The 15,881-nt window shown below is 46.3% G+C and carries 12 protein-coding genes; 3 read left to right on the top strand and 9 right to left on the bottom strand.

Translation table 11 applies throughout. The features are described 5' to 3' along the window. Both HQK80_09030 and HQK80_09025 read left to right on the top strand, forming a co-directional pair. On the top strand, positions 1–1,850 hold a 1,850-nt coding region (locus tag HQK80_09030; protein MBF0222352.1), incomplete at its 5' end, for a DUF1566 domain-containing protein. A gap of 37 nt (positions 1,851–1,887) precedes the next feature. Next, a complete protein-coding gene (locus HQK80_09025) occupies positions 1,888–2,946 on the top strand; it encodes a GGDEF domain-containing protein (protein MBF0222351.1) in 1,059 nt (352 codons plus the stop codon). A 24-nt stretch (positions 2,947–2,970) separates the two neighbouring features. On the opposite strand, the gene HQK80_09020 is transcribed toward HQK80_09025, so the two are convergent. The 6 genes from HQK80_09020 to HQK80_08995 form a co-directional block, all read right to left on the bottom strand. Continuing rightward, a complete protein-coding gene (locus tag HQK80_09020) occupies positions 2,971–5,073 on the bottom strand; it encodes a hypothetical protein (GenBank protein ID MBF0222350.1) in 2,103 nt (700 codons plus the stop codon). Positions 5,074–5,107: 34 nt separating this feature from the next. After that, positions 5,108–6,268: a tetratricopeptide repeat protein gene (locus HQK80_09015; GenBank protein MBF0222349.1), complete on the bottom strand. Its 1,161-nt coding sequence runs from the start codon at positions 6,266–6,268 to the stop codon at positions 5,108–5,110. A gap of 19 nt (positions 6,269–6,287) precedes the next feature. Further along, positions 6,288–7,553, bottom strand: a complete 1,266-nt coding sequence (locus HQK80_09010) for a GAF domain-containing sensor histidine kinase (GenBank protein MBF0222348.1) — start codon at positions 7,551–7,553, stop codon at positions 6,288–6,290. A 192-nt stretch (positions 7,554–7,745) separates the two neighbouring features. Then, positions 7,746–9,296, bottom strand: coding sequence for a glutamine-hydrolyzing GMP synthase (gene guaA, locus HQK80_09005; GenBank protein ID MBF0222347.1), 1,551 nt, complete (start codon positions 9,294–9,296; stop codon positions 7,746–7,748). 99 nt (positions 9,297–9,395) lie between these two features. Beyond that, positions 9,396–10,853 carry an IMP dehydrogenase gene (gene guaB / locus HQK80_09000; protein MBF0222346.1) on the bottom strand — a complete coding sequence of 486 codons (1,458 nt, stop codon included), beginning with the start codon at positions 10,851–10,853 and terminating at the stop codon, positions 9,396–9,398. 166 nt (positions 10,854–11,019) lie between these two features. After that, positions 11,020–11,988, bottom strand: coding sequence for a hypothetical protein (locus HQK80_08995; GenBank protein MBF0222345.1), 969 nt, complete (start codon positions 11,986–11,988; stop codon positions 11,020–11,022). Positions 11,989–12,070: 82 nt separating this feature from the next. On the opposite strand from HQK80_08995, the gene HQK80_08990 reads away from it, so the two are divergent. Then, entirely contained in the window at positions 12,071–12,676 is a 606-nt protein-coding gene (locus tag HQK80_08990; protein MBF0222344.1) for a threonylcarbamoyl-AMP synthase, read from the top strand. A 55-nt stretch (positions 12,677–12,731) separates the two neighbouring features. Here HQK80_08990 and HQK80_08985 read toward each other — a convergent pair whose 3' ends face one another. The 3 genes from HQK80_08985 to HQK80_08975 are packed head-to-tail and all read right to left on the bottom strand — an operon-like array spanning position 12,732 to position 15,521. Then, complete coding sequence (locus tag HQK80_08985; GenBank protein MBF0222343.1) at positions 12,732–13,013, bottom strand: integration host factor subunit beta; 282 nt, start codon at positions 13,011–13,013, stop codon at positions 12,732–12,734. 54 nt (positions 13,014–13,067) lie between these two features. Beyond that, complete coding sequence (gene sppA, locus HQK80_08980) at positions 13,068–13,988, bottom strand: signal peptide peptidase SppA (GenBank protein ID MBF0222342.1); 921 nt, start codon at positions 13,986–13,988, stop codon at positions 13,068–13,070. 24 nt (positions 13,989–14,012) lie between these two features. Then, entirely contained in the window at positions 14,013–15,521 is a 1,509-nt protein-coding gene (locus HQK80_08975; GenBank protein MBF0222341.1) for a 30S ribosomal protein S1, read from the bottom strand. Between the last annotated feature and the right edge of the window lie 360 nt (positions 15,522–15,881).

The following is a 15,881-nucleotide window of genomic DNA, read 5'->3' as shown; positions in this document are numbered from 1 at the left end:
TGATTGGTTCTTTGAAAACTATGCTTGGGGTTTTATCCTTAGTCTTGGTGTTGGTTTCATCGGCACAGGCTGCTACCTATATCGATAATAAAGACGGGACAATATTTGATGCCCAGACCAACTTGATATGGCAACAGGCTGATGATGGCACTGAGAGAATATGGACTGAGGCTGTTAAGTATTGTGAAGGCCTTGAGCTGGCAGGCTATTCTGATTGGCTGCTACCCAAAATCTTTATGCTTGAAGGGCTCATTGACTCTGGGCAGTCACCAACGATAGATCCAATTTTTTCTATCAAACCCTCGTATTACTGGTCTTCTTCTGAAAGCCCGACCAGCGTCAAATCGGCAAAATATGTCAATTTCTTTTACGGCAACACTTATGCCTACAGCAAAGACAACACCTATTACGCGCTTTGCGTGCGCGATAGTTCTGCAGATAAGGCTAGCCCTCTGGTGGCAGATTTTACATATAGCAAGGGGGCACAAGAGTCGACAGTTCAGTTCACAGCCGAAATCAGCGGCGGCAGTGAGCCTTTTTTCCGGGAGTGGGATTTTGGTGACGGGGATACGTCAAGTATGAGTAATCCGAGTCATGATTTTCACGGAGAGGGTGCCTACACAATTACGCTTACTGTGTCTGACAATGGAGGCTCCATTGCAGTTTCAACCAAGAAGATAGTCCTGCCCCTGGCTGAGATTGTTGAGGTGACTGCTGCAGTCGAAGGATCTGCGGAGCGGCCCCCCGAGGAAACCGCAGTGCAGGAGAGTGCGGCGGTGGAAGTAACTGACGGTGTTGGAGGTTCTGACCCTGTGCCAGAGCAGAGTGCTGATTTACAGCATGTTGAATCAGATCTGGCTCTGTTTGATGCCGCCAGCCAGCAGGGTATGACAACCACAGATGTCGTAAGTTCCTCAACTCTCTCGGAGCAGGATTTGGTCGTTGCCAGTGATGTGGTGGAAGATGCTGCCCCTGGCAGCGAGATGGCAGAGGGGGATGTAGATGAACCGGCAGACGAGGCACCGTTAGTTGCCGATCAAATTGACTCAGAGCCTGCAACTGATGCTGGTACGACCATTACCGAGCCAGAAGTGGCTCTGTCGATTCCTGATACACCAGTTGAGCAAGATACGGTAGAAACTCCGGAGGGTGTGACGACTTCGTTGGAGGTAGTGGATTTACCGAAGAAGCGGTCGGTACTACAGATTTTTGCGGCAAGGCAGCTACCTCTGGTTGACCCGGGAGGATTTGGCCATCAATTATTAGCTTACGCATTTGCCAATGCTGTCAAGGGTGATGCTGATTTGAATAAAGACAGTCAGGTAACTGCTTATGAACTCAAGGGCTATCTTACCATCGCCATGGAGTCTTTGTCTGAAGGTAAGCAAAATCCGGTGATTTCAATTGATGGTGACTCGTTTCCACTCTGTTCTGCTACACAGAGCACATTTGCTTTTGTTGTTGGAGTTGACACATTGTATCAAGGAGCCGGTCAATGGCCGTACGCGGCTGAAAGTGCCGAGCTGGTTCGGAAATCAATAGAGGAGTCGTGTCAGAAAGTTCAAACTATCTCGCTCTCTGCTGAGCATGCCAATCGGCAGGGAGTCTTACAGGCCTTAATGCAGATAAAAAGTTTGATTCAGCCCCAGGATAGCCTGGTTTTTTATTTTGCTGGGAAGAGTGATTATGGCTCAGACGGGCGATTGATTTTATCGTTATTTGATACTGTGCCCGAAATGAGTTCCTTGACGGGTCTTTATTATAGCGTTGTACTCGGTTTCATAGATACAATAACTCTTTGCCAGGTTACATTGCTGCTTGAAACATCAGCGCCAAGGGCTGATAACTGAGATTCGATTTTTAAATGTGAAACAGGAGGGCAAGGCAATGGATGGCAAGGCTGAAATAAGTGAGGTCGACGATCTTGGCCGGATTCTTTCCGGTCAGTACTCTGAGAAGTTAACGAGCAGAGTTCTTGAGCAGATTGATATGCTCAGAAAGTTTGAAGAAACCGGCACGCAGATTATGCCTTATATGTGTGCCTGGCAGACTGATAAAAAGGTTATCTGGTATGAGTATGCCGGCAAGCAGTTTTGTGATCTTCTGCGCTGCACTATGGACACTCTTGCCGAGAAGTTGCGGGCTGCGATTATTGACCAGAGAGTTTATCGGTACACCAAGGTCAAACATAAAGTCGAAGAGAAAATCATTACCAGGGAGGAGCTTTTTCAGAGTTCATGGAAGGGACTTCGTGAAGAAGTTGAAAAAACCGGGGAGGTTGATGCCGTCTATCAGCTTTCATTGGGAGGAGATAAGGCGATCTGGCTGAAAGATCAGGCTATCATAGAAAACTTTGAAAAAGATGGTGTCTGTGTCTCTGTCGGTTTTCTGTCTAACGTTACAAAAGAGATGGAGCTCAAGGATCTTTTTGAAAAGATTGGCTATATCGATGAGCTGACCCGGCTGCCAAAACGCCATATCCTCGACAGAATTCTGGAAGTGAGTATCGGCAATCTCCAGCGAGGCAATATTGACGATTTTGTCTTAATGATGATTGATGTAGACCATTTCAAAAAGGTGAACGACACTCATGGTCATTTAGCTGGCGATTATGTCTTGTCCCACCTGGCGGAGGTAATGACTTCCACAAAAAGGAAGCATGACGAGATTGGTCGTTATGGCGGGGAAGAGTTTTACGGCCTGACCATCGGGAATATTTCGCTGGGGCTTAAATTTGCCGAAAGGCTGCGGCAAAAGGTTGCTAAAGCCTCTTTCGTCTACGAAGGCCAGAAGATACCAATTACAGTTTCGATCGGTTTGGCTTCTGCAACGCAACTGAGTAAGCCCGAATCATTTTCACCTGAGCAGCTGATTTTCATGGCTGATAAGCGCCTTTATGCAGCAAAAGATAAAGGCCGGAATTGTGTTGTCTGTGAGGATCTATAGTTGATAAGTCTCACAGACTCTAACTTATTCTTTACTGAGGCATACCATTGTCCATGACAGTGCTACAATAGGCGCAAGAATGATTCCCGCAAACAGCATGGCTTTCTGTTGAAAGCGCTTATCGGTAAACACGGAGGCAAATTCGCTTATGGGGGTACCATCGGGGACAAAACCAAGAACGATGCTTAAAACGACCCCAAGGGCTGCAATAGCAAGTTCTGAAATGATAAGTTTTTTACCGAAGACAAATGCGCTTGTTACGATGAAATTAACGAAGTGCATTCTGTTGAATGTCGGTTCCAACTCTTTTAAAGCCAGTCGAGTCTCATTGAGTCCGGTTACTGCGGCTCTATAGGTTGAGCCACTGCTTTTTTTGGCAAGTTCATGGGCCTTGTTAAGTTTTTTCTTGAGCGGTAGCAGCTGGTGTTCAAATTTTTTAAACAGGGACTTGTACTTGTATTTTTTCCAGAAATTATAGTATCCCGTCCATTTTGTGGTGGTGACGGCTACCTTTTCGTAGAGTTCATTGAGTTTGCTCTCCCGCAACGTTTTGCCAGCTGCCAGTAGGCCTTTTGCCTGGTATTCAACATCGAGAACGTCAAAATAGCTTTTTCTCTCAAAGCGGGTCTGTAGATTTTCGAGCGTCTTGATGTTGACTGACATTTGAGAGTCTTTCTTGTCGAACCATAACTTTAGATCTTCGATTTCATCTCTGGCCAGCAGTAAATTCGTTTTTGAACTGTTGCGCAGGGTGAAATATTGGGCCGAAAGAATATTTTCAATCTTAGCCTGGATTGGTATCAAGGTAGGATCCATCAGGACAAGCATGAAAAATTGGCGTTGGCCTGCCATAAGAGAGCGCAGCTGAATAAAGGCGTCCTCTGTAAAGTTTCCCTTTACCTCTAGCTGGATTTTCCGGTAACGCGTTTCCAGGCAATCGGGTTTCACTGACAAGATATTTTTTAAAATATCTCGCGCCTTCCATGTTTCGTTGGTGAGTTCGAAATAGCGAGAGTGGAGAAGGGCAACGTAGATTCGTTCTTTCTCCTGGGTTGCCATGTTTGTGGCAAGGTCAAGAAATGAGCCCATGTCGGCAATTCTGCCGCGTTCCAGAGCAAGAAAAGCAAGGCCGATGGTTGCGTAAAAGCGCTTGGTGCTCTTGTGGTGGTTTTCTTTAAGAAGAAGCGCTTCAGCTTGCCCATACTGTCGAACCCTTATGCAGTCAAGGCCGAGTTGTAGATTGTTGTTATCTAGCAGCAGCTTTTCAGATTTAAAGACTGTTTCCCACTTGGTGTAGAGGTTGAAGCTCATATTCCAGAGAAAGCGTAACTGGAAGATCCGGTTGATGTCAAAATAACTGACAAAGATACTGAGCTTCTGGTCCTTCTTCAGCTGGGCTTGAGTGATGCCGGCAGCCAGCATATTGGTAAGGTTTTCCTGCTGTTGAAAGACCTGTTTGTAAAGCATGTTGAGTTGATCAAATGGCAGATAGCCAGTTTCGCCAAGGCCATCCATGGTCATGCTGAGAAATTTACTGGGACAGGAACCTGGCGGGTGGGTTTTCATGCCACAGTAAAAACACTCCTTGAGGTCACCGCCTTGAACCGGAAGTTCCCTGAAGGAAAGGAGTGTCTCGGCCTGGATATCGAGTTTGCCGCTGCATTCCAGCAAGAAAAGACCTTCTCCATGATTTTTAAAGGTGCAGGGAGGCAGGCTTTTTTTGGCCATGAGAATTTCCCAGTTGGACTTCAAATGGCGGTTGATATAGATTTTCTCCGGCTCAAGCACCTCCCATAACTGGGCGTCAGCATTTTGGTATGGGGTTGGCAGATCATCTTTTTGTGTAAGATGTAAGATGATGCTAATAGGCATTGCGCCCTCCGCTGCTGTAGCGGAGTAACTCTCTTTAACGCTCGCCAGACAGTTGGTGAGGGCATTTAAAGCGGCAAAGGGGTGGTTGAAAGAGAACAGCAGCAACTCATTAGAACTTCCCGAATCCTCAAACCCGGAGTTTTGCAGTGAGGTGCGAATTGCCTCGAGAAATGATGGCCATTTGTCCTTAAGTAGTTGCTCGCCCTGATAGGATAGAGGTTTAAGGACTATGAGGGTTGTCGGATTCTCAGCCATATCGCTTTGTGAAAGTGGGGATTGCTAAAGACTGCTATTCGCATTGTTTTAGAAGTTCTTTTGCTCTTACGTTGGCAGGGTCAATCCTTGCCGCTTTGCTTGCCCATTTATCGGCACGCATACGTAATTTAGAGTCGAGATAGGCTTGGGCAAGATCGAGGAGCATGTCAATGTCTTCCGGTGTTTTCATGATTGCCCGTTCAAAAATTTCGATTGCACTCTGGGGGTCGTGATGTCTAAGGTGTGCAGTGCCAAGTTTTTTTAACAGATACTCTCTGTCCGGGCACTCGCTTAAAACGTACTGATAGTATTTTGCCGCCAGCGCGTTCATGCCGGAATCAAAGCAACTATCGGCGACATCCTCGTGCAGGTCGATATTGTTCGGGTTGTTTTTAAGCATGACCTTTATGATTTTTGCCGCCTCATCCGGTTTGTTTTTTTTCATCAAAAGAGTGGCGACCTTAAAAGCCCGGTCTGCGTGCCTCGGGCTTAACTCCAGGGCTTTGGTGAAGTGTGTTATTGCTTTTTCAGTGTGGCCTAGTTTTAAGTTTATTTGACCCAGGTAGTGGTATGAGGGGACATCAAGTCGGTTGAGCGAAAGAGCCTTCTCGAAACATTTAGTGGCCAGAGGGATGTCATCTTTTTTTAGGTACAAACGGCCAAGTTCGCGTAGGGGTCGTGAAGAGCGCTTATTCAACTCAGCTGCCATTCTGGCACATTCTATCGCCTTATCAACCTCTCCTTTTTCACGCCAGGCTGCAGCCTTATTCAATAGTAATGTCAGTTTGCTTGGGTTCAGGGTGAAATGAATAAGCTCTTTTATTTTTTGCTCAAGAGTAGCTGTGACGAACGGTTTAGTCAGATAGGCATCAACATCTTGTTCAGCGGCCTCGGCAACAATACTCTGGTTGGCGTCGGCAGTGATCATTAAAAAGGGGATATCTCGATGTTTTTTTGACGAGCGCATCATGCTTAAAAGTTCGGTACCGGTCATTTTCGGCATATTAAAGTCTGAAATAATAAAATCGAAGGCAATTCCCGAGGTTAACAGCTCCCAGGCCTTCTTGCCGTTTTCAGCCTCATGAAAATTTTTACCATAGCCGACAATCTTGAGCATGGCGCGAATAGAACGACGCATATTCTCCATGTCGTCAACAATCAGAAAAGTCATGTTTTTAGGGTCGGTATTGATCATTAATACATTGCCATGTTGTTTAAAGAGGTAGCCGGAAAAAAAACCGGCAGCCTTGTCCAGGGGCACTGGTCACTCCGATTTTTCCATTATGCAGTTCGACAGCCAGCCGGCAGAAATACAGGCCAAGGCCTGTACCGACAAGTGCATCCTGTTTGTCGGAGAGCCGCGAGTATTTCTCAAATATTGACTCTTGTTTTTCCTCTGAAATTCCTTCGCCCTGGTCTTGGACGAAAAACTCAATTTTTTGTTTGTCCGGCACCTTGCGGCACCCTGCGGTTAAAGTGGTGTTTGATTCTGTGTAGCCTAAGGCGTTGGTGAGTAAATTCTGAAGAACACGAAGGATTATGATGCGGTCGAGGTACACGATAGGCAGGTCATCCTCGATTTCGATCCTGAGTGTTACATCTTTAATGTTGGCCAGGCCTTTTATGGCGCTATACGACTCCTCAAGAAGAGTTGTCAGGTTAACCTCCTCTTTGCAAAGGGTCAGTTTGCCATCTTCGATTTTATTAATGGAGATGAGATTGCTAACCATCCTAATGGTGCGGTCGCAGCCGATTTGAGCTGATTCGAGAAAATCTCTGTTGTCATCAGAGATCGAATAGGAAAGAATATCAAGGTTGGCAACCACCTCAGCCAGGGGTGCCTTAAGATCATGAATGAGCATCCGATACAACTCGTCGCGCAGCGACTCCTGGTGGCGCAGTTTCTGGTTCTTTTCCTTAAGGCTATCCTTTTTTCTCTTCAGCTGCTTTTGAAGCTTTTGCTGCACCAGAATCGAAATGATCATGCCGCTGAAATCGATCAGGTAGGTAATGTCTTCTTTAAGGAAGTCTTTGTCCCCTTCTTTGTCGGTCACGTTGATGACGCCCAGCAGTTTGTCATCCTGTATAACCGGTGCCGAAAGAACAGAATTCTTTTTGTAGGTGCCGCCGCGCTGGGCAAAACGACTGTCTTTGGCGATATCCGGAATGAAAATTGCCTCGCTATGCAGTGCAACCCAACCGGCTACAGAGGACTCATCCAGGGGTTGTTCAATGCCGACAATTTCAGTTCGGGTAGCCGCAGCAACAACAAGTTTGTTGTTTTCGAATATCATTATAGAGCCATTTACGACACCTAGATAATCAAGAAGGATGCGCAGAAGTTTGTCCAGACGATCGCTCAGCTTAAGGCTCTTTTCGCTGAGTATGTGAGTAATCTGGGAGATGTTCTTGAGGAGCGTGCGTGCCTGGCTTAAGCTGTTTACAGTCTTTCCGGCAAAGGTAAAGTGTTCGTTGTCCATACAGTCCTTTCTGAACATCAGTTGATCTTAAATTGTCAGGCAGAGAAATGAGCCGAGACCTTAAAGGAATTGGGCGCCGCGACTCATCTCTGTCTGTAATGAAAGGTTACGGCCATAAGTAGAACCTTATCATCGTTCAGTAGGAAGAAAAATGTCAAGCAGAAACAGCCTGTTAGTTTCTCGTTAAAAAAGTTACTCCCATTCAATAGTGCTTGGCGGCTTAGACGAGATATCGTAAACGACTCTGTTTACCCCGCGAACCTCGTTAATAATTCGGTTAGAAATTTTACCAAGCAGTTCATATGGGAGTTTTGACCAGTCGGCGGTCATTGCATCGATGCTGTCGACACAGCGTAAAGCGATAACATGTTCATAGGTACGCTCATCACCCATTACACCGACGGTCTGTATTGGCAGAAGTACTGCGAAAGACTGCCAGGTTTTGCGATAATAGCCGGAACGTTTCATCTCTTCGAGCACAACTACGTCGGCCTGACGCAGGATTGCAAGTCTTTCTTCGGTGATCTCCCCGAGTGTTCTGATTGCCAGGCCGGGGCCCGGAAATGGCTGACGATAAATTGCTTCTTCCGGTAAGCCTAATTCAAGGCCAACGTTTCGAACTTCGTCTTTGAACAGTTCGCGCAGGGGCTCGATGAGGTCGAGTTTCATAATTTCCGGCAGACCACCGACGTTGTGGTGTGATTTGATAACAGTGTCGCCAACAAAGGAGATACTCTCAATTACATCGGGGTAGAGAGTGCCTTGGGCAAGAAATTTAGCATCACCGAACTTTGCCGCCTCTTCTTCAAAAATTTTGATAAAACCATAGCCGATTTTCTTGCGTTTGGTTTCCGGGTCACTGATGCCTTTTATTTCATTGAGGAAGTAGTCGCTGGCATCAACATGCACGACATTAAGCCCTGTTTTTTCTTTGAAAAAACGCAGGACACTTTCAGATTCTCCGGTACGCATGAGGCCGTTGTTGACGTAGATACAGACCAGCTGATCGCCGATGGCTTTATGGATGAGGGCAGCAACAACAGAAGAGTCGACACCGCCGCTGAGGGCGCAGATTACTTTACCAGTACCAACTTTTTCACGAACGGCCTTTACGGTTGATTCAACAAAAGAGTGCATTGTCCATTGTGGGCTACAGTTGCACAGGCCAAAGATGAAATTTCGCAAAACATCAGTGCCAATTAAGGTATGTACCACTTCAGGGTGGAACTGAACACCAACGAAAGGTTTTGAGATATGCCTGATGGCGGCGTGGGGTGAGTGGGCACTGACGGCAGACACCTCAAAGTCAGCAGGTAGTTTTTCAATACGGTCACCGTGACTCATCCACACCTGATACTCATCATGGCCGACTTCCATGCCGGCAAAAAGACCTGCTGTGTATTTAATTTCGAGATCGGATTTACCAAATTCACGTTTTAGCGCCTTCTCAACAACACCGCCTAATTGCTGGGTCATTAACTGGGCACCATAACAGATTCCCAGTATTGGTATGCCCAATTCATAAAGGGCGGGATCTGATTTCGGAGCGTCATTATCGTAGACGCTTTTGGGTCCGCCGGAGAGAACGAGGCCGTTTGGCGACAGCTCTTTAATGGTTTCAATGGGGGTGTTATAAGGATGTATCTCACAATAGACCTTTTGCTCACGAATCCGGCGGGCAATAAGCTGTGTTGTCTGTGAGCCAAAGTCTAATATGATAATTTTTTCTTTATGAATATCCATGTCAATTCCTTTTTTTCAAGATTCAGTTGTGACGCCTGGTTTTTTTTAGGGCAAATTACATGTCGCCCTTTTATGGGGCGTGGCTCAACCGAAGAAGGTTCAGCTCATACGGTAATTAGGGGCTTCTTTGGTGATGATGACGTCGTGCACGTGACTCTCCTTCAGGCCGGCGGCAGTAATTTTTACAAATTTTGCTTTCGTGCGCAGGGTCTCGATGTCTTTAGCGCCAACATAACCCATGCCGGATCGCAGGCCACCTAGGAGCTGATGGATTGTGTCTGAGATCGGGCCTCGATATGGAACTTTGCCTTCAATGCCTTCCGGAACGTGTTTGGACGGAGGTGTTCCATCTTGAAAATAGCGGTCACTACTGCCTTTTTTCATGGCTCCGAGTGAGCCCATGCCGCGATAGCCCTTATATGTTCTGCCCTGATAGAGGAAGCTCTCGCCTGGGGTCTCATCGGTGCCAGCAAAAAGACTGCCGATCATAATTGAATTAGCCCCGGTGCCGATGGCCTTGGTAATGTCACCAGAGTACTTAATGCCGCCATCTGCAATAATTGAAATATCGAATTTTTCAGCAGCTTTGGCGCAATTATAAATCGCAGTGAGTTGTGGAACTCCCACACCGGCGACGATTCGTGTTGTGCAGATAGAGCCGGGCCCGACCCCGACCTTCACACAATCAGCACCAGCTTCTGCCAAGGCTATAACAGCTTCTGCTGTCGCCACGTTTCCGGCAATTACCTGCAGTTTTGGGAAGGAGGCCTTAAGGTCTTTAACGGCAGTGATAATATTTTTAGAGTGGCCGTGGGCTGAGTCCAGGACAACAACATCAACCCCGGCTTTAATGAGTTTTTCGGCACAGAAGAGGTAGTTGTTAACACCAATAGCCGCTCCAACCAGAAGTCGTCCCAAACTGTCTTTGGCGGCCTGAGGATAGCGGCGTATCTTTTCAAGATCCTTGGTGGTTATCAGTCCGGCAAGATTTCCGTCATCATCGACGACCAGCAGTTTTTCAATGCGGTGCTCATGTAGAAGCGCCTTGGATTGTTCGAGGGTGATGCCGGCCTTGGCCGTAATCAGATTTTCACTGGTCATTACATCGTTAACACGCAGATCCGGGTCTGATACAAATCGTAAGTCACGGTTGGTAACAATGCCGACCAGTTTGAGCCCCTCTCTGACAGGAACGCCGGAAATTCTGTATTGCTTCATGATTTCCTGAACTTCGGCAACGGTGTTGTCGCGCGAAACCGTAACCGGATCGACGATCATGCCTGATTCAGACTTTTTGACCTGTTCAACCTCTTTGGCCTGTTCTTCAATAGACATGTTTTTATGAATGATGCCGATACCGCCTTCCCGGGCCATGGCAATAGCGGTGCGATGTTCGGTAACTGTGTCCATGGCGGCGCTGACCAGCGGAACGTTAAGCCGGATTGTTTTGGTTAGCTGAGTCGAGAGGTCAACTTCATCCGGTAAGACCGTGGAGCTTTGAGGTAGAAGTAATAAATCGTCAAATGTGTAGCCGTCTTCGATAACTTTGTCATCCATGGTACTGCTCCTGCAAGATTAATAAAATTGATAATTCGGTAATTTAAAGTATTTTCAACAAGAACTAAATCACAAAAAAAATAAAAACAGAAAAATTAGTGCCGTACTCCCTGTCTTTTGCCATAATATCCTGAAAAGTTGTAAGTCCACTTCCACATTCAGCGGATTAGTGCCCTCCGGCAAGAAATATTCCCTCTAAAAGACCAGTGTCGGAGACTGTAATCTGGTCACAACTCCAGAAATCGGCAATGGTTTGCAGGATGAGCAGCCCAGCTATAATTATTTCACCGCGACGATTATCAAGCCCTGGAAGGATATTGGCTTGCTTCGGCGTCAACTTAGCCAGATCCTTTAACATAGCCGCCAGTGTGGTTCTGTGCAGAATGTGTCCCTGTACTCTGGCTGCATCGTACTCTTTAAGGCCGAGATCAAGGCAGGCAAGAGCAGTAGCGGTTCCACCTGAAGCCACCAGAGTGGGAGTTGAAGGCAAGGCCGAAGAGCTATGGCCAAACGAAAGCAACCATTCGGACAAACCCTTGTGGATTATTGTGGTGGTAGCCTGTTGCATTTTGTAGATATCGGCCGGAGTTCTCCGTGTTGAGCTTTGATAGGTTTCTGTTAAGGAAACGGCTCCTACAGGTAAACTGGTCCAATACCATTGATCTTCCGGCAGCATCTTTGCAGATGCCATATTTTCCGAAATGGACAGCTCTGTGCTGCCTCCGCCTGCGTCTATTGTAATACAAGGAGTGTTGCTTGTTTCATTTAGGCCAAGTAACGTCCCGACTCGTGACAAATAGGCTTCCTGTTCAGGTGTCAGAACCTGTATCTGTGCACCTAAAAGAGATTCTGCACGTTTGATAAACTCAACGCCATTGGTTACCTGCCTGAAAACGGCTGTACCGCAGGCGATAATCTCGATGCTTCTATCGGTAAGTTGTTGTTTGAACGTTGCAAGGGTCTCAAGACCTCGATTCATCGCTACAGTGGATAAGCGCTGGTTGCTGATTCCTTCACCTAAACGTACGGTGCACAATGTTTTCTGGGCAGATGTGAATGAGCGCCTCTTAGCTTCGGCAATAAGCATGCGAAAACTGTTTGTGCCAAGATCAAGCGCAGCACGATTTTTTGACATTCTCATTGCCCGACTGAATTTGATGAATTATGGTGCTCCATAAACAAGAATAGTATCCATATCAACCAGGAATAAAGAGTTCATGTTGGAGATAAACCCAGACAATCCCCAGCCACGTTTGATCAGTCAGGTGGTGCAACAGCTGCGTCAAGGTGCGATTATCTGTTACCCAACCGACACTGTCTATGGAATTGGCTGTGATATCTATAACCAAAAAGCAGTGAAAAGAATTTATCAACTGAAACGGCAGCCTGCCGGGAAACCTTTCAGCTTCATGTGTAGCAGTTTCATTGATGTCAGCAAGTACTGCTATATTTCAAATTTTGCTTACCGTCTCATGAAAAGGCATCTTCCGGGGCCGTATACATTTATTTTGCCCACCATGAAAATTGTACCCAAAATAATGACTAGCAAGCAGAAAACGGTGGGTATCAGGGTGGCCGATAACATGATATGCCGAGCCATAATTGAAGAACTTGGAAATCCCATTCTTACCACCTCTGCTTCATTGGAGGGTGATGTGTTGCCCGCCACAGAGGCCTTTGAGCTTGAAGAACGACTTGGTTCTCGTGTTGATCTTATAATTGACGGGGGGCCGATAATACCGCAGCCATCTTCAATAATCTCTCTTATAGCTGATCAACCCCAGATCATCCGGGCTGGAAAAGGCGATCTGAGCCAGTTTTGACCAGACGATACAAGGGGGTAAGATCCATATTCCGGTGTCGAATGGGGGGTTTCGTTTACCCTTTGATTAGCGGATCTTTTAACGATTTACTCATGGCAAAATGAAGTGTATTTCGTGGAGGGATATCCATGCACTTCCCTGTCTTGGGATTTTTCGTAGACTTTGCCTTTCGTTTGCGGACACTCAGGCAGCCAAAACCACGAATTTCTACCCGTTGTTCGCTGGAAAGTGCCTGAGTCATGGTTTCAAGAATGATTTCTACCGACCGAGCGATATCTTTTTTCATATAGCCGGTCATCTTTTCGGCTACGGCATCAACCACATCACGTTTTAACATGGAAACTCCCTGGTTCTTAAGTATACATCAAGAAAATGAAGCTACGATAAAGTCTTATTGGGAAAGACTCCATTCATACATAACTGCAGGTGTACCTGACCAGTGAAGGTCAAGTATGTTTTTAGCATTTTCTCCTGCCAGCATTTTCAAAAAAGAAAAGTCATCTTCCTTCGGATAGATTAAACGCAGCTCTTTTTGGGGAAGCCCCGCCATTTTTGCGGCCTGCTCAACCGCATCTGTAAAGTTGCCAAGGGTATCAATCAGGCCTTGCTCTAGGGCCTGTTTGCCGGTGAAAATTCGTCCGTCAGCTATGGGGGTGACAGACTCCAGTGGCAGGGATCTGCTTTGTGAGACGGCCTGGACAAACTGTTCGTGCACGCTATTGATCAGCGTTTGCAGTAAGGCACGTTCCTCTTCGGTCATATCGCGAGAGAAAGAACCAATGTCTTTGTTTGTGCCACTTTTAATTACTTCCGCCTTATAACCGACCTTATCAAGAATTTGCTTAAGGTTGGCAAATTTAAGAATAACACCAATACTGCCTGTCAATGTGCCCGGATTAGCAAAAATCTGGTTAGCGCCTAGGGCGGCATAATATCCTCCTGATGCCGCCACTGATGCCATTGAGGCAACGATGGGTTTTTCGCGAGCCGTCCGTTTTATCTCTTCGTAGATCTCCTGTGATGCACCGACTGCACCGCCAGGGCTGTCAATCCGGATAATAATGGCTTTAACAGCTTCATCTTCTCTGAAAGCGGTAAGATCTCTGACAGTCTGCTCGGAGCTGACCAGTACTCCGTTAAGCTCTATAATGCCTATCCCACCCTTACCGGGACGAAAAAATTCCGTCTGGTGGGGAGCAAAAGAGCGTAAAATAAAAAAGGTTATTCCGCCCCAGAATACTGTGAAAAGAACTCCCAGTATCAACAACCCGAAGAGTACAGGGTGTCTTTGGCGAAATAACCTTTTTTCCATACTAACCAGCGCTACTTGCGTCAGTTACGCTTCAGTTGTGTCGTCTGAACTGCGTGAGGCGGCGTTGTTTTCGGCGGCGTGAGCACCTTCCTGCTGGGCGGCATTCAGCAAGTCACCTATGGTCGATGGACTTGACTGCTTTTTTTGATACTCTTCAACAATACTCTCTTCTGTAACGCTGAGAGCCTTAATCGATAAGCCGATTTTTCTATCTTTAGCTGAGACGTTAATCACTCTGGTTTCGAGGTCGTCTCCGATTTTATAGACGCCGACTGGGCTGTTTATTTTGTCTTCACTAACTTCGGAAACATGTACCAGGCCTTCAATGCCCTCTTCAACCTCTACAAAAATACCAAAGTCAGTAACATTGGTGATTTTACCAGTGATCAGGCTGCCAATTGGATATTTGGTAATTGCTTCCTGCCATGGATCGGGCTCAAGCTGCTTGACACCAAGTGAGAATCGTTCGTTCTCACGATCAATTTTAAGAACAACAGCCTGGATCATCTCCGCCTTGCTGTATTTTTCAGAGGGGTGTTTGATGCGCTCGGTCCAGGAGAGATCAGAGACATGAATCAAACCATCTATCCCTTCCTCAATACCGATAAATATTCCAAAGTCGGTGATATTTTTGATCTTTCCTTCGATAATCGAGCCGACAGGGTAGTTTTCAGAGACAAGATCCCAGGGGTTTTGCTGAAGTTGTTTCATGCCAAGTGAAATTCGTTTGGCATCGGCATCGATGTTAAGCACTACAACTTCAACAGGATCACCCATTGAAACGATTTTCGAAGGATGTTTGGTCTTTTTGGACCAGGACATCTCGGAGACATGGATCAACCCTTCAATGCCCTCTTCAAGCTCAGCAAAGACACCGTAGTCTGTAATGCTTACTACTTTGCCAGTAGCTTTTTCGCCAACCGGGTAGCGATCCTGAACTGTAGACCATGGATCCGCTTTAAGCTGTTTGATGCCAAGGGAGACCTTGTCAGTATCCTTATCGTATTTGAGCACCTTAACCTGGGTCTCTTCTCCAACCTGAAAGAGTTTCGAAGGATGTGAAACTCTGCCCCAGGAAAGATCTGTTATGTGGCACAGACCGTCCATGCCGCCAAGGTCGATAAAGACACCATAGTCAGTAATATTTGTGATTGTACCGGTAACAACGGCACCCTCGATAAGTGTATCGCGCATCTTCTCACGAAGATCCATTCGTGCAGATTCAAGTATTGCTCGTCTGGAGATTACAACATTGTTGCGCTTTCTATTATATTTAAGAACTTTAAAGTCGTAGTTCTGGCCAATCATTGTGTCAAGGTCTTTGACGGGTCGCAGGTCGATCTGTGAATAGGGCAGGAAGGCGGGGACGCCGATGTCTACAGATAAGCCGCCCTTTACACGACTTTCAATGAGACCCTGGATTACACCATCATCTTCCTGGATTTTTGCGATTGCCTCCCAGACTTTAATGCCGATTGCTTTTTCACGAGAAAGGCGAAGGCCGCCTTCTCCTTCACGTTTTTCAACAAACACATCAAATTCGAAATTTTAGGCAGAACTTTGCCGTCATGTCGCTCTCCTACTTTATCACCAACACAATACTATATTTATCATATTTCTGACAATGAAAAAGCAACTCCACCCCTCCCCACTAAATCTGTAACCTCCCAACCCATCCCCCTAATTAGCCCATTTCCCATCTATTCCAACAAAATCTTTGGCCATCTATAGCCTTTTTCCATAGAATACATACATTATTTACATGATTGACAGGTCATCTACATGAATATTTTATTTACACGAAAGAACTTTGAATACAATTATCGACATATTTTGGCAATATGAGGGTAGCAACATGGGGTATATGAACATGATCATGGACATTTTGGGGCG

This window comes from Desulfobulbaceae bacterium (genome assembly GCA_015231515.1).
Classification (GTDB): domain Bacteria; phylum Desulfobacterota; class Desulfobulbia; order Desulfobulbales; family VMSU01; genus JADGBM01.
The sequence above is the reverse complement of the archived record's forward strand: the minus strand, read 5'-3'. Positions and strand labels throughout refer to the sequence as shown.

Excerpts from the sequence above, each read along its gene's own strand:
- HQK80_09025 (MBF0222351.1), top strand. The coding sequence starts at position 1,888 with ATGGATGGCAAGGCTGAAATAAGTGAGGTCGACGATCTTGGCCGGATT.
- HQK80_09020 (MBF0222350.1), bottom strand. The coding sequence starts at position 5,073 with ATGGCTGAGAATCCGACAACCCTCATAGTCCTTAAACCTCTATCCTAT.
- HQK80_09015 (MBF0222349.1), bottom strand. The coding sequence starts at position 6,268 with ATGATCAATACCGACCCTAAAAACATGACTTTTCTGATTGTTGACGAC.
- HQK80_09010 (MBF0222348.1), bottom strand. The coding sequence starts at position 7,553 with ATGGACAACGAACACTTTACCTTTGCCGGAAAGACTGTAAACAGCTTA.
- guaA (MBF0222347.1), bottom strand. The coding sequence starts at position 9,296 with ATGGATATTCATAAAGAAAAAATTATCATATTAGACTTTGGCTCACAG.
- guaB (MBF0222346.1), bottom strand. The coding sequence starts at position 10,853 with ATGGATGACAAAGTTATCGAAGACGGCTACACATTTGACGATTTATTA.
- HQK80_08995 (MBF0222345.1), bottom strand. The coding sequence starts at position 11,988 with ATGTCAAAAAATCGTGCTGCGCTTGATCTTGGCACAAACAGTTTTCGC.
- HQK80_08990 (MBF0222344.1), top strand. The coding sequence starts at position 12,071 with ATGTTGGAGATAAACCCAGACAATCCCCAGCCACGTTTGATCAGTCAG.
- HQK80_08985 (MBF0222343.1), bottom strand. The coding sequence starts at position 13,013 with ATGTTAAAACGTGATGTGGTTGATGCCGTAGCCGAAAAGATGACCGGC.
- sppA (MBF0222342.1), bottom strand. The coding sequence starts at position 13,988 with ATGGAAAAAAGGTTATTTCGCCAAAGACACCCTGTACTCTTCGGGTTG.